This window comes from Streptomyces sp. NPDC107517, assembly GCF_055582645.1.
Genome location: NZ_JBVJPM010000071.1, coordinates 1 through 12,979, shown reverse-complemented (window position 1 = coordinate 12,979; position 12,979 = coordinate 1). Strand labels below are relative to the sequence as shown.

The following is a 12,979-nucleotide window of genomic DNA, read 5'->3' as shown; positions in this document are numbered from 1 at the left end:
TTCGGCCGGGCCGGGCTCGATCTCCTTCGCAAACGCGTCTTGCTCGCACGATGAGTCCGGACCGTCCGCATCACAAGATCGTCGACAGAACCAAGGTCAGGGACGGGCAGGTCGCCAACCGGCCGGTCTACATGGCCGTGGCCGTCACCGCCGACGGGCACCGAGACATCCTGGGCCTGTGGCTCGGCGACGGCGGCGAGGGCGCGAAGTACTGGCTGCAGGTCCTCACCGAGATCAAGAACCGCGGCACGTCGGACGTGCTGATGCTCGTCTGCGACGGGCTGACCGGTCTGCCGGACGCGGTGAACACGGTCTGGCCGCAGACGATCGTGCAGACCTGCGTGGTTCACCTGCTGCGGGCTTCGTTCCGTTACGCGGGCCGGCAGGACTGGGAGAAGATCGCCAAGGCTCTGCGGCCCGTCTACACCGCACCGACCGAGGACGCCGCCCTGGAGCGGTTCCTCGAGTTCACCGAAGCCTGGGGACACAAGTACCCGGCCATCGTGCGGCTCTGGGAGTCCTCCTGGGCCGAGTTCGTACCGTTCCTGCAGTTCGACGTGGAGATCCGCAAAATCGTGTGCACGACCAACGCGATCGAGTCGATCAACGCCCGCATCCGCAAGGCCGTCCGGGCCCGTGGACACTTCCCCACCGAGCAGGCCGCCCTGAAGTGCATCTACCTGGCCGTGATGAGCCTGGATCCCACCGGCACCGGACGCAAACGCTGGACCATGCGCTGGAAGGCCGCACTCCAAGCCTTCGACATCACCTTCGACGGCCGACTCACCGCCGGCCGCAGCTAAAGCAATCCGACCGAGTTCCACCGATCGCTACACAGACCCCCCTTGGTCGCCATCGCCGCCGGCCAGCTTGTCGAAACGGCGTGCTCCTGCCCGTGCAGTGCTTGGCAAGGAAGAAGGCACAACCGGGAGCGGGACGGTGGCATCACCACGAAGGCGCGCCGGAGAGGGCGATGCGGACGGCAGCAAGCAGTTGGTCATCGCTCGCCCCTACGCGGCGGCCATTCGCAATGTAGGTAGCGGCGGCGACAGCCAGTTGTGCCTCGCGGGAGCGTGCGGGGCGTGGGGCGACGCGTGTTCCTGCTCCGGTTCGGCTGATGACCAGGTTGGCAGATTCGAGTTCCCGGTAGGCGCGGGCGATGGTTCCTGCCGCCAGTCCCAGGTCGGCTGCTAGCTGTCGCACGGCCGGGAGCCGGTCGTTCTCCTCCAGATGTCCGCCGAGGATGAGGTCGGCCAGTTGCAGCCGCACCTGTTCGTACGGGGGGACGGGGCTGGCGGTGTCCACACGCACTGTCAGCGGTTTCACGCGGCGGCCTTCCGTGCTGTGGACAGGCGCGCCAAGTGGACCAGGAGATGGATGAGCGCGGCCGCGGATCCGGCGATCAGGAGGTAGGAGGTGACTTGGAAGGGCATCAGTCCCGGGGCATTGCATGGGGCGGTTGCCAATGCGTCGGTGTAGGCGCTGGCCAGCAGGGAGGAAGCGAGCAGTGATGAGGCCACCAGGCATCCCCATGCCAGGGTCACCGCTTCGGTCGAGGCCGTGCGCAGGGCGTTGTCCATCGTGCGTGATGCCGAGCTCGCGGGGAGTGTGGGCCGGGCCGTGATCTTCCGTACGGCGAGTAGGCACACGCCCCCTCCGCCGACGACCGAGACGAGCACGCCCAGAGCCGGGGACAGGACTGCTCGTGGAAACTCCATGACGGAGTCGTCCGGGCAGGTGTAGCTCAGGAGGCTGTCAGAGCTGGCCATCCGGTTGGTCACTGTGACGAGGGCAGCGGCCACTGCAGCCTGGGTCAGTACGAGCAGCCCGAGCAGAGGGCCGTGGTGTCGGGGAAGGTAGTCCCGCATCCGGCGGGGCGTCAGTTCTGCTGTGCGGAGCGCCCCCTTGGGGCGTGCGATGAGGAGTTCACCGACCAGAACGGCGGCTACGACGCAGGCGCCGAAGGCCGGGCCGGCCAGCCAGGGGTCTGGGCCGAGGCCGCCGTACATGAGTACAACAGCGGTGATCAGGCCCACAATCAGGCCCCCTCGTCGCCATTTCTCCGCACGCCGGTGATGTTGCCCGAGCACGCCCGCGAGTTGAGGCTCTCCGCGGCGCCCGGTGCACAAGACCACCAGCGTCCCGAGGGCGAACGGAGCCGCCAGGGTTGCGTTGAAAGGCAGAGACACCGAACCTCCAGCACTTGTATCAATTCCTTGACACAAGCTGCCTCACGGAGGCCAATGTGTCAAACACTCGGTACAAGTGCGCCGGTCCTCGCAAGCACCAGCGCGACACAACCGTCACTGGCGAACTGCCCCGGCTCGCGGCGGCGCGGCCGACCGGGGGGACGGTCCGCTGGGGCAGTTGCCCACGCCCTGACGGCCCGGACAGCCGCGCGCCGACCAGGCGCCTACGGAAGCCGAGGAAGGCGACAGCGACGCCTCGGGGCCGTCTTGGCACCCAACCACTGGTTCTCTGGTGCACGACCTCTGAGTAGCCAGGGGTTTTGGCATCGCAGACCCTCTGGCGGTAAACCAGGAACTGACTACGGCACCAACTCGATACAGTCCGCTCCGGGCTGGTCACAGGGAACGGGCTCGGTACTCGGCTCGGGCGTAGCCGGGTGCTTCGACAGGGAGCGGAACGCCTTGTCGAGACTCTTCAGTTCCTTGGATGCCGTCACGTTCGGGGTGCGGAGGATCTTCGCTACCGTCGCGGCGTTGCGCTTCGTACAGCCGTTGGTGTCCTCTGTCGGTTCGATATGCCAGGTATCGCCGTCGGCATAGAAGGCTGGATTACCCCCCGTGTCGATCACAGCGATGGGGCCGAAGGTCAGCTTCTTCCCGTGGTCGTGCTCCAGCTCCACATCGAATACGCCGATCCACGGCATCTGACCTTCCACAGTGGTTTCGTTTCCAGTGGTCAGCGTGAACTGATCGAAGTCATTGGCCAGCACAGAAAAGGCCATCTCAGCCTCCTTGGCGAAGGGCACCTTGTGCGACCGGCTGCCCTTCACCATGGGCTGGTCGTCCGGGATCGTGAGCTGGTACTTCACCTTGCTCACGACCGGGCCGCCGACGCCCCAGCACGGTTCCAGATAGAACGACTTACGGAAGGTGGCCTTGACCTTTGTGATGAGGTCAGGTGCGGTCGCGATGTTCTGCACCGTCACCTTCACGTGAGGCCCCCACGCACTGATCTTTTGGGCTTCAGTGGGTTTGTGCGGGTTGTAGCCGGTCTCCTCGCCTTTGAGCCCCTTACCGATCAACGCATCGACCTTCGCTAGCTTCAGGTCCGACTTGAGCTTGGGCCCGTTGACCGCGGCTTCAACGGAGTCCTTCGCGGTCTGATGATCTTCATACCAAGTCCATGCCCCCCACACGGCGGTTCCCAGGAACGCGATGGGCGCCAGATAGTAGCCAAGAAGTTCGAGCCAGCCGAGAAGGTGGTCGCGATTCTCTCGCCGATGGGCGTCGCGTACGCGACGGGCTAACCGGTGCGGAAGGTTGGGCTGGGGTGCAGTGGGTGCGGCCCCCTGGCCACCGTTGGAAGGCGCAGAGCCGGATGACCCGTTGGGATCGGACGAACCGGAGGGCGGCGTGGGCATGTCAGTCATCTCCAGGTAGATGGACGCTGCGAAGTGGTCGCGGCCGGGGCCCCGCGAGTCAAGGTCAGCACTGTATGAGTGTTGCCCACAGCAGGCCAATCCGTGCAGTCCGATCATTCAACTCACGTCCCATACAGGCGACTTCAGTGGATAGGTTCCTGCAGCGGGCCGCCGACGAGCTCGACGCCCGCGACCTGGCCGCGCTGCTCGACCGCGTCCGCCACGGCGGGCGTATCGTCGAGGATCTGACCCCGTTCTCTGACCGCGAGCTGGCGAAGGCGTTCGCGCACCTCGACGACGAGCAGACGCTACAGGTACTCGCCGAAATGGACCGCCGCGACCTTGCGGCACGTCTGCCCGGGGCGCGGGCCGAGCTCGTCGCCCTGTCCGACGAGCAGCTCGCCCACCGCTCCCGCGGTACGGAGGCCGCCGAACTCGGCGCGATTGCTGCGGAGGCAGACCGCCGGCAACTGCTCGCCGAACTGTTCCCCGGCGGGCGGCTGCTCGCCGACCTGTCGGCCGTCGACGAGCGGCTCGGATGGGCGACGCTTCACGTCGCCCGGCGTGCCATCATCCGGCCAACGGAGCCGGGTGCGGTTCGCTTCGAGTGACGGTCGCGATCAAGTCGCTGGCCGGAGAGCGCAGACGATCAGAGCTGACCATGCGGACAGCTCAGTCGGCGGAAGTCGCCCCGCGGTACTGGACCACCTCAGCGAAGATGCTTCAGCCGTCGATGCCGTTTCCCGCGCCGGATGGCAGCCCTGGCCAGCCGCGTAGCGGGTTGTCCGGTCGTTCAGGCCGACGCTTGCATTGCGGGGCCGTGTTGCGAGCGTTGGGTCTTGGAGCCGGGCTTGGCGGGTTCGACGGTGCGTGGGTCGACTGCTTCGCCGGGGGCGCCGTTTTGGTAAAGGCCGTCGGGGAGGCTGTCGCGGTCGTGCGGGAGGAGGAAGAAGATGCGGCGTTTGTACAGGCCGCTGTCCGGGTCGGGTTCGGCGTCCTGGGTGAGCCGGGCGTAGCCGACCATACGGCCGTCGCGTAGGTAGGGCGGTTTGGTGTTGCGGCGCCGGGTCTTGTCGAGGGTCTGTCGGACGTAGTCGAGGGTGTCCGGGTCTTCCAGCCACACCACGTCGTCCTCGTGGGCGAGGTCGCTCTCAGTCAGTAGCGAGCTCATGGTGTAAGCCCCTCCTTGGTCGGCCGGTGCCGGCGGGTGCGGGTGGTGCGGTGCGGGGTGGGGGCCCGATTGCCCGGTTTGGTGTTCATCGTAGAGCGGGCTGCGTCGGCGGGGCGGCTGTGCCCGGAGCGGGGGCGTTCATTCGGCGGCGGCCAGGGCGTTGTGGGGGTAGTACTTGCGGCCGTTGGATTTGATCATGTCGCTGGGCAAGGCGAGGCCGAGTTCCTGGCGGACGCGGTTGGCGAAGGCGCGGGTGCCGTCGGGGCGGATGCCTTCGCTGGCGTGGCACCAGGAGCTGTACTCGGTGCAGAAGAGGCCTTGCTCGACGCGGAGTTCGGCTTCGTCGGTTCCGGGGGTTCGGGTGCAGCGCTCGGCGAGGAAGCGGCCGATGTGGTCTTCGGTGGCGGCGTATGCGGTGGTGGCGAGGCGTACGCGGTCGGGGCCGTGGAGGGGGTCGCGGGTGGTGAGGTAGCCGCGGGCGCCGTCGACGAGCCAGTGGAGGATGCCTGGGCCTTCGTCGCGGACGAGTTCGAAGGCCAGGTTGTCGATCTTGCGTTCGTCGGGGACGACGCGTTCGAAGGGCAGTAGCCGGATGCGGCGCCAGAACGCGAATCCGCCGGTGGAGACCTCCGGGCGGTGGTTGCCCAGCAGCCACAGGTGGTGAGTGGGGTTGAAGGAGAAGTAGCCCTGCTGCATGCGGCGGGCCTTGATCTTGTCGCCGCCGGTGAGGAGGCGGACGCGGGCTTCGTCGAACCGGTCGTTCGGCTTGAGCTCGCTGCACACGACCAGGCGGCGGCCGTGAAGTTCGGTGAGTTCGGTGGAGTGTTCGCTGAACGAGCCGCGGTCCATCAGGAAGCCGGGCGGGGCCGCGTCGGCGTAGTCGCCCAGGATCTGGATCATGATGTCGAGGAGGACGGACTTGCCGTTCTTGCCCTGTCCGTGGAGGAAGGGCAGGACCTGGGCGCCGACGTCTCCGGTGATGGAGTAGCCGAGCAGCAGGTGCGTGGAGCTCGTCGGTGCCCATCGCGCTCACCACGGTCAAGCCCTCCTCGTGGGCCTTGTATGCCTTCGTCCAGAGGTTGGCGAAGGCCTGGGGGTGAGGGCGATGCGGAACTTCTCCAGGAGGTTCTCGGTGGCGCCGGAGGTGTACGACTGGTGGATCTGAGGCGGGTCGCACAGGCCGTACTTCGGGCCGGACAGGCGCAGCAGGAGGCGCGGGGTGGGCTCGGTGACCCACAGGGGGCCGGGTTCGTCCCGGTTTCCGATCGGGTTCGGCCGGACCGCTTCGTGTTCCCAGTGCGGTGGAGTGATCCGGTGGACGCCTGCGCGGCGCCGATCGTGGTCGAAGCCGGTGGAGTGTTCCAGCTGATCGCGGGCGTCTCCCCCGCCGGGTCATGCCCCGATTCCCATCCGTTGATCGTGGACGGGCTCACACCAAGTGACTGGGCAATCTGAGTTTTCGACAGTCCGGCCTGCTCGCGCAGACTCCGGCGCACCTCGGTGTCGGGAAGCTTCGGCGCGGTCGTGGCGACGATGGCGCCATCCGCCCGGCCGGCGGTCGGCTGCATCGCGTACTGGGCGTGAGCGACGACGGCCACGTCTCCTGCCGATCCACCGCAAGGCACGTACCAGGTCACGCCCATTGACCCATCCGCCCTTCCTACCCATAGCCCGATTTACTGATCAATCGGCCTATCCCGGCTCGGCGGCCTGATCGTTCGGCTGCCGCGGGTCAGGCTCGCCCTCGGGCCCAAAGAGGTCCTCAAAGCTGTTGAAACGAGGAGCAAGCGAAATGATTCCTGAGTGCAGGACGGCGTCCCGGTTGGGACCGCTGCCCCGTCGAGATATCTGGGCGAAGACAGGGGTCCTCGCCTCGCTCGTGCTGGCCCTGACCACCGGTTTGGCCACCTCGACGCCGGCCGCAGCGCAGACCGCGACCGGCCGCCCGATCATGACCGACAGTCATGGCGGGGGCGACAAGGACAAGTGCGAGGACGAAAACAAGAAGCAGCAACCCCGCTCGGGAGACCACGACAAGGACGAGTGCCGAGGCCCCGCGGGCCCACCCGGACCTCCGGGACCTCCGGGACCCAAGGGCGACACCGGCCCTGCGGGTCCCAAGGGCGACAAGGGCGACACGGGTGCGACCGGCTCTCAAGGCCCCAAGGGCGACAAGGGCGACACGGGTGCGACCGGCTCTCAAGGCCCCAAGGGCGACAAGGGCGACACGGGACCTGCAGGTCCGCAAATCCCGCACCACATCCAGGAGTTCAATAGCGACGGGACGTTCACGCCGCCCGCGGACGTCACCTCGGTGTTCGTCCAGGCATGGGGCGCCGGTGGCGGAGGAGGAGGCGGCCGCGGTGGCAACTTCGGCGACGGCTCCAGGTCCGCCAGCGGTGGTAGAGGCGGCAGTGGCGGCTTCACGTGGTGTGCCATCCCGGTCACACCCGGGCAAAACTATGCCGTGGACACCGGAACAGGCGGCGGTGGCGGTCCTGGCGGTCCCGGCGGGACCGAGACAGAACCCCCAGGTGACGGCACTCCCGGTACTGCCGGCACCACGACGAGCATGACCGCCCCGGACGCCACCGTGCTGCTCAGCGCAACCGGCGGTACCGGTGGCGGCGGCGCCACAGACGAACCCGGCGCACCGGGCGCAGGCGGCGCTGGAACGTGCAGCACGGGTGGCGTGAACCGGACCGGCGATGCCAACGGCGACGCCGTCGACGGCATCGTCGGCCTATCCGGCGCCGCGGCCGGCGGCAATGGAGGCCTTGGCGGCGACGCCCAAACACCCGTTGGCGAACCTGGCGCTGACGGCCAGGACGGCGGCAACGGGTACGCCGTCATCTACTGGTAGTGCCGACCCGCCCCCGGCCGCCAGGGCCAGGGGGCGGGTCACGCCCGGGCCTCTGACTTTGGAGGCGAAGTGCGCCTCAGGGAGTCAGGTCCAAGGTCCGCACTGGCTGGCCTTCCCATCGCTTCGGCGCGGTCGTCGCGATGATGGCGCCGTCTGGCCTGTCGGCGTCCGGCTGCGCCGCGTACTGGGCGTGAGCTGCGCCCCAGGTCTCGTGCCGGGCCACCGCAAGCGCGGCGGAAAGGTCAAGGTCGAGGACCGTGATGCCGGGCAGGGCGGCGATGTGTTCGGCTGTGCCCGGCCTGCTCCGGTCGGCTTCGACCAGGACACACGCCGGGGCATACAGGAACCAGTCGGGTTCGGCATGCGCGCGGTGGATGAGACGGGAAGCGAGGACGTTGCCCTGGCCGGCGGCGGCGACCGCGCTCTCGTCCAGGACGATGTGCATGGCCTGGCTCACCGGCCGGTCACCTGCGCCAGGCGCCGGTCCAGCTCACTGTCGAGAGCTTGCTCCTCGGCGGCCTGATCGTGCTGCTGCACGCGAGGGTGGGGCTGCGCCGCGGCCAGGTCGTCGGCCTGCGCCGGAGCGATTGCCACCTGCTGCCCGACTCGCGCGCGCTGGGCTGCGACTACAAGGGTGCACACCTGCACGTGAGGCGCCGCAACAACTCCAACCGGGCTTGGTCGAAGTCGAAGAAGGTACGGATCCTGCCCCTGGACTTCCTGGTGGTCCGGGGCTTCGATCAGTACCTCGACGAGCGCTTCGAGATCCTTGGCACGGGCGGCAGTGACTTCCTGCTGGTGAACCTGTTCCGCCGGCCGCTGGGGGCACCGATGCCGCCGGATGCGATGGGCGAGCTGTTCGAGCGGCTGGCCCGACGGGCGAAGCTGCCCCGGATGGTGTCCCCGCACATGGCCCGCCGTGCCTTCGGCAGCAACATCTCTGACGCCGGTGGGTCGTGGGACGAGGTGCAGGTCCTCCTGGGTCAGGACCACCCCGCCTCGGTGATGCCGTACGTGAAACCGAACCCGGACCGCTTGCGCGAGGCGGTGGAGCGTGTCCCGTCGCCGCGTGAACTGCAGGGGCGAGGTGAGCGGTGATGGTGCTCGCCACCGCCGCGCCCACCTTGGCTCATGACACCCGGGTCCGGGAGATCATCGACGCGTTGGACCCCAGCTTCCTGCGACTCGTGCGGTGGGACTGGCAGATGCGGGTGATCTTCTACCCGAAGACCCACCCGGTACTCGGGATGCCGGACTGCCTCGTGACGGACTGCGTGCGGGGAGCACGGTTTGGAGCCGTGCTCTGCGTGGGATGTGAGGGCCGGTGGAGAAAGTCCGGGCAGAGCCTGGAGGACTTCACCAAGATCGCCAAGGGCTACATGTTCGGTGTCCGCCAGCAGCTGTGCCGGGCGCCGGGATGCCAACGCCCTTGGATGACAGCGAGGTTGGCACTGTGTGAGTCCCACCATCGGCAGCGGAAGGACACCTTCAGGCTGTCCTTGGAGGAGTACCTGCGCCACCCGGCCGTCAAGCCTTTTGCCAGCCACGGCGAGTGCGAGGTCGAGGCGTGTTACCGGCTGCGCCCGTTTTCCACCTCCCGCTACTGCCAGGCCCACCAGCTGCGGCTGAAGGCCGCGCGCCAGCGCGGACAGGCGGCAGACGAGGAAGCGTGGCGGCTGGCCGAGACCGCGATCAACGCGGACCGGGAGGTGAGCCTGCGAGGACTGCCGGACCGGCTGGTCGCGGAGATCCTCTATGGCCTCCAGACGCGCACCGAGGCGGGCGCCAAGACCTGGGACCACTTCCTGAGACCTCTGTGCGACCGGCTGCGCGAGCTGCGGGCCGCGAGCCTGGACGTGCTCGCCGACCCGGCTGTGATGGATAGGGCCAGATTGAGCAATGCAGTCCGCGCGGTCGCGCGCACGATGCTGATGTGGCTCAACCGGCTGGGGGCGACACCCGACTCGGAAAGCCGCAAGGACGTCTGGGACCTGGTGATCATCGCCGGGCAGAGCGGCACCCTAGACTTCACCAAAATCTCGCAGCGACCGCTGCGCGAGGCGGTGAAGATCTGGGCCTATGACGACCTGCCCCGCCGGAGAGGTAGGCGGCCCTCCACCGTCGTCCAGCCCTACGTGACGGCGATGAACCTGTTGTCGGAGAGCCTGCGCCTGCAACGCGAGGACGCCGGGAACAACCCGGTCGCGCTGCACCGCTCGGACATCGTGGCCTTCTGTAACCGGCTGGCCTTCCTTACCGAGAACGGCACCATCAGCGCCCGCACCCGGAGCCAGACGATTCGCAACGTGAAGTTGGTCCTCACCCGCATCCGCACACTCGGCCTGACGCACCCGGGCCAGCCGATGGAGGGGCTGCCCACCGACTTCCGCTTGCAGCGGGAGCACATCCCGGACGAGCCCGAGGACATCGAGGCCGGCAGAGACCTACCGGATGTGGTGATGCGCCAGCTCTGCGAGAACCTCGACGCGTTGGAAGAGATCACTGGCCGCGAAGTCCGCGTCGGCACCGAGCTGCTGATGGACACCGGCCGGCGCCCGGAAGAGATCCGCCAGCTGCCTTACGACTGCCTGAAGCAGGACCCGGACGGCTCTCTCGTCCTGGTCTACGACAACTTCAAGTCCTACCGCATGGGCCGGTGGCTGCCGATCGGCAAGGCCACCGCGGCTCTGATCGTCAATCAGCAGGAACGCGTACGCGGCATGTTCCCCGGCACGCCGATCGGCGAGCTGAAATTGCTGCCGAGGATGCGGGCGAACCCGCACGGCACCAAGGCGGTCTACTCGATCGGAGAGGGGCACCGCACCTGGGTCGATTCCCTGCCCGACATCCTGGTCCCGGTCCCCGTGGAGGACGGCGGTCAGCCTGTCACCCGGATGCTCCCGTTCGACAAGACCAAGATCTTCCCGTACGCCTACCGGCACACCTATGCGCAGCGGCACGCCGATGTCGGCGTGGCTCCGGACGTCCTCAAGGAACTGATGGACCACACCAGCCTGAAGGTCACTCAAAATTATTACCGAGTTAGCGAGGAGCGGCGGCGAGAGGCCGTCGACCGGGTGGTCGCCATGCAGTTCGACCGCAAAGGCAACCGCGTCTGGCGCAAGGCTCAGTCGCTCCTGGACTTCGAGCACGTCCGGCGCGCGATCGGCGAGGTCAGCGTCCCCTACGGCGTCTGCCAGGAACCGTCGAACGTCGCGGCCGGGGGCCAGAGCTGTTCCCTCCGCTTCCGCTGCGTCGGTTGCGACCACTTCCGCACCGACGTCTCCTACCTGCCCGACCTTCAGGCATACCTCGCCGACCTGCTGCGCAGCCGCGAACGGCTGATGTCCGCCTTCGAGGCGGACGACTGGGCACGCAGCGAGGCCATGCCCTCCGAGGACGAGATCCGGCGGGTCCGCCGTCTGATCGAGCGCGTCAAAGCCGACCTCGACGACCTCACCCCCGAGGAGCAGGCGCAGATCGAGGAAGCCGTCGAGGTTGTTCGCCGCAGCCGGACTGTCATGCTCGGCATGCCCCGGATCAGCCAGCCCCTTCCCGACATCCGTCCGGGGAGGTCCGCGTGAGCACCCCCATGCGTGAGGGCCGCACGGCCGACACCAACCGCCGACGACAACGGGTGATCAACGCGCTCAAGACGGCTGTCCGGAACGGCTCGCCGATCAGCGTTTCCGGCATCGCCCGCCAGGCTGGTGTGGACCGGACGTTTCTCTACCGCCACCGCGATCTACTCGCCCTGGTCCACGCCGCCGAACTCGAACCAGCCGACCGGGGTGGTCTTGCTGAGGCTTCCCCAGTGAGCCGGACCTCGTTGCAGGCCGACCTCGCTAACGCACAGGCCCGCAACGCGCGTCTGGTCGGACGTGTTCAGCAACTGGAACGTAGGCTGTCGGAGGCACTGGGCGAACAGGTGTGGCGCGAATCGGGCTTGGGCGCCCCAGCCGACATCGACGAACTCCACCGCAGGATCACCAGACTGGAACAACACAACGTCGAACTCGCCGCCCGTCTGGAAGAACGCGAGGCCGAACTCGCCGCCGCGCGAGCGGCCAACCGCGAGCTGACCAAAACCCTGAACCAGCGTTCGTGAAGGTGAGATCGAGGTGAAGCACAGCCCGGGGCCGGGTTTCCCGGCCCCCGGTGACTCCGCTCGACGATCTTCTCAACGCACCGGAGATCATGGAATGATCAATGACGAGCAGTGGATTCGAGCGCGCCAACTACTCGTGTTTCGCCCGGTGCCGTATTTTCCAGACCAGACCATTCCTCGGGTTCTTCCCGGCTCGCCTTCGGGGTACCGCGCTTGAGGGCTGCCCGCAGTTCGTTGAGTGCGTGCACCACGGGGATGCAGGCCCGGATGAGTTCAGCCATCGCCTTCGGGATGCGGGTGGCAGCGCCGATGATGATCACAATTCCGCCGAGCACAGCCAGGATGGTCGTCAGTGTCATGGGTCCCCCTCGGAGATCGCTGTTAGTCCCAGGTCGGGTGTGCCTGGCAGGAGGAAGTGCCGCACGCCGGGTACTGGCCTAGCGATTCCGGATCAGCTCGAATAGGTCGATCCGCGCTGGTGGGCGGGCTACGGTGAGCTTTTCGGGTCCGGATCCGGACCGGAGGAACGGTGCGGGGGAGAACACGTGGCTGGAACGTGGGGTGCTGAGGGAGCACGGGAGTTCTTCGCGGCCAGGCTGTCTGAGTTGCGGGTGACGTCGGGGCTGACGCAGGCCAGCGCCGCAGAGAAGGCGAAGGCCAAAGTGAAGGCGAAGCAGTCCGTCTCCCTCGGGACTCCGGTGAAGCCGCTGAAGATCTCCGACAAGTTGATCAGCTCTTGGGAACATGGCGAGCATGTGCCGTCGAAGGCAGCGGCGGACGCGCTGGTCCGGGTGCTGATCGAGCATGCACGGACTCGGGGCGTTCGTCCGGATGCTGTGACCGCGGGGCTGCTGGAGGAAAAGGAATTGGAGAAATGGTGGCGAGCAGCCCATAACCAGCGACGGCCAGCTGCCGGTGTCGACTGTGGGCCAGCGTCAACGCCAGTCCGCGGCGGCGCGGAGGACGGTACCTCTCATGCTGAACGGCTCGGACGCCCCATCACCGGCATTGATCCCTACGACCTGGAAATCCATCACGCGATCACCATGCAGGGCGCGGTTGGTCTGCCTCCCTATCAGAATCGGGCGCACGACATCGAGCTTTGCCGCCGGGTCGCCGAAGCCGCGGCAGGCTGTCAACGGTCGTGTGGAACTCCCCGTAGGCGGCCAGGAGTTCTCCCTGCTGGCGGCCGTCGAGCTCTCCCCGCTGGCGGCCAGATAGCTCCCC

General features: G+C 67.5%; 12 protein-coding genes and 4 pseudogenes. 7 read left to right on the top strand and 9 right to left on the bottom strand.

Features of this window, described 5'->3' with window-relative positions; translation table 11 throughout:
* Positions 1–92 precede the first annotated feature (92 nt).
* Positions 93–803, top strand: a pseudogene (locus ACZ67T_RS45595) (IS256 family transposase); the annotation flags it as partial.
* 142 nt (positions 804–945) lie between these two features.
* Here ACZ67T_RS45595 and ACZ67T_RS45590 read toward each other — a convergent pair.
* The 3 genes from ACZ67T_RS45590 to ACZ67T_RS45580 form a co-directional block, all read right to left on the bottom strand.
* Positions 946–1,326, bottom strand: coding sequence for a GntR family transcriptional regulator (locus ACZ67T_RS45590; RefSeq protein WP_469992882.1), 381 nt, complete (start codon positions 1,324–1,326; stop codon positions 946–948).
* The gene (locus ACZ67T_RS45585; RefSeq protein WP_469992880.1) at positions 1,323–2,036 is read right to left on the bottom strand and encodes a hypothetical protein; all 714 of its coding nucleotides are present in this window, start codon (positions 2,034–2,036) and stop codon (positions 1,323–1,325) included. Before ACZ67T_RS45585 ends, ACZ67T_RS45590 begins: the two co-directional genes overlap by 4 nt.
* Positions 2,037–2,548: 512 nt before the next feature.
* The gene (locus ACZ67T_RS45580) at positions 2,549–3,610 is read right to left on the bottom strand and encodes a hypothetical protein (protein WP_469992878.1); all 1,062 of its coding nucleotides are present in this window, start codon (positions 3,608–3,610) and stop codon (positions 2,549–2,551) included.
* 146 nt (positions 3,611–3,756) lie between these two features.
* On the opposite strand from ACZ67T_RS45580, the gene ACZ67T_RS45575 reads away from it, so the two are divergent.
* Positions 3,757–4,221: a hypothetical protein gene (locus ACZ67T_RS45575; protein ID WP_469992876.1), complete on the top strand. Its 465-nt coding sequence runs from the start codon at positions 3,757–3,759 to the stop codon at positions 4,219–4,221.
* A gap of 182 nt (positions 4,222–4,403) precedes the next feature.
* On the opposite strand, the gene ACZ67T_RS45570 is transcribed toward ACZ67T_RS45575, so the two are convergent.
* The 4 genes and pseudogenes from ACZ67T_RS45570 to ACZ67T_RS45555 all read right to left on the bottom strand — a co-directional run.
* Positions 4,404–4,781, bottom strand: coding sequence for a DUF6009 family protein (locus ACZ67T_RS45570; RefSeq protein WP_469992874.1), 378 nt, complete (start codon positions 4,779–4,781; stop codon positions 4,404–4,406).
* A 138-nt stretch (positions 4,782–4,919) separates the two neighbouring features.
* Positions 4,920–5,783: pseudogene (locus tag ACZ67T_RS45565) on the bottom strand (DNA primase family protein); the annotation flags it as partial.
* A gap of 1 nt (position 5,784) precedes the next feature.
* Positions 5,785–6,149, bottom strand: a pseudogene (locus ACZ67T_RS45560) (transcriptional regulator); the annotation flags it as partial.
* Positions 6,150–6,172: 23 nt separating this feature from the next.
* Positions 6,173–6,349, bottom strand: a pseudogene (locus ACZ67T_RS45555) (helix-turn-helix domain-containing protein); the annotation flags it as partial.
* 224 nt (positions 6,350–6,573) lie between these two features.
* Between ACZ67T_RS45555 and ACZ67T_RS45550 the strand changes: the two are divergent.
* Complete coding sequence (locus ACZ67T_RS45550; protein WP_469992873.1) at positions 6,574–7,644, top strand: collagen-like triple helix repeat-containing protein; 1,071 nt, start codon at positions 6,574–6,576, stop codon at positions 7,642–7,644.
* A gap of 76 nt (positions 7,645–7,720) precedes the next feature.
* Here the strand turns inward: ACZ67T_RS45550 and ACZ67T_RS45545 are convergent, their stop codons facing one another.
* On the bottom strand, positions 7,721–8,089 hold the full coding sequence (locus ACZ67T_RS45545; protein ID WP_469992884.1) for a PIN domain-containing protein: 369 nt from the start codon (positions 8,087–8,089) through the stop codon (positions 7,721–7,723).
* A gap of 59 nt (positions 8,090–8,148) precedes the next feature.
* Here ACZ67T_RS45545 and ACZ67T_RS45540 point away from each other — a divergent pair, with 59 nt between their 5' ends.
* From ACZ67T_RS45540 to ACZ67T_RS45530, 3 genes are all read left to right on the top strand, one after another.
* Entirely contained in the window at positions 8,149–8,742 is a 594-nt protein-coding gene (locus ACZ67T_RS45540) for a tyrosine-type recombinase/integrase (RefSeq protein ID WP_469992871.1), read from the top strand.
* Positions 8,743–9,143: 401 nt separating this feature from the next.
* Positions 9,144–11,228, top strand: a complete 2,085-nt coding sequence (locus tag ACZ67T_RS45535; protein WP_469992869.1) for a tyrosine-type recombinase/integrase — start codon at positions 9,144–9,146, stop codon at positions 11,226–11,228.
* Positions 11,225–11,752 (top strand): hypothetical protein, encoded by a 528-nt coding sequence (locus tag ACZ67T_RS45530; protein ID WP_469992867.1) that lies wholly within the window; start codon positions 11,225–11,227, stop codon positions 11,750–11,752. Before ACZ67T_RS45535 ends, ACZ67T_RS45530 begins: the two co-directional genes overlap by 4 nt.
* A gap of 98 nt (positions 11,753–11,850) precedes the next feature.
* Here the strand turns inward: ACZ67T_RS45530 and ACZ67T_RS45525 are convergent, their stop codons facing one another.
* Positions 11,851–12,111: a hypothetical protein gene (locus ACZ67T_RS45525; protein ID WP_469992866.1), complete on the bottom strand. Its 261-nt coding sequence runs from the start codon at positions 12,109–12,111 to the stop codon at positions 11,851–11,853.
* A 186-nt stretch (positions 12,112–12,297) separates the two neighbouring features.
* Between ACZ67T_RS45525 and ACZ67T_RS45520 the strand changes: the two genes are divergently transcribed.
* Positions 12,298–12,979: hypothetical protein (locus ACZ67T_RS45520; RefSeq protein ID WP_469992864.1), on the top strand; the 682-nt coding region annotated here is incomplete at its 3' end.

Coding starts and splice junctions, on each gene's coding strand:
- ACZ67T_RS45580 (WP_469992878.1), bottom strand. CDS start 3,610: ATGCCCACGCCGCCCTCCGGTTCGTCCGATCCCAACGGGTCATCCGGC.
- ACZ67T_RS45570 (WP_469992874.1), bottom strand. CDS start 4,781: ATGAGCTCGCTACTGACTGAGAGCGACCTCGCCCACGAGGACGACGTG.
- ACZ67T_RS45550 (WP_469992873.1), top strand. CDS start 6,574: ATGATTCCTGAGTGCAGGACGGCGTCCCGGTTGGGACCGCTGCCCCGT.
- ACZ67T_RS45545 (WP_469992884.1), bottom strand. CDS start 8,089: ATGCACATCGTCCTGGACGAGAGCGCGGTCGCCGCCGCCGGCCAGGGC.
- ACZ67T_RS45525 (WP_469992866.1), bottom strand. CDS start 12,111: ATGACACTGACGACCATCCTGGCTGTGCTCGGCGGAATTGTGATCATC.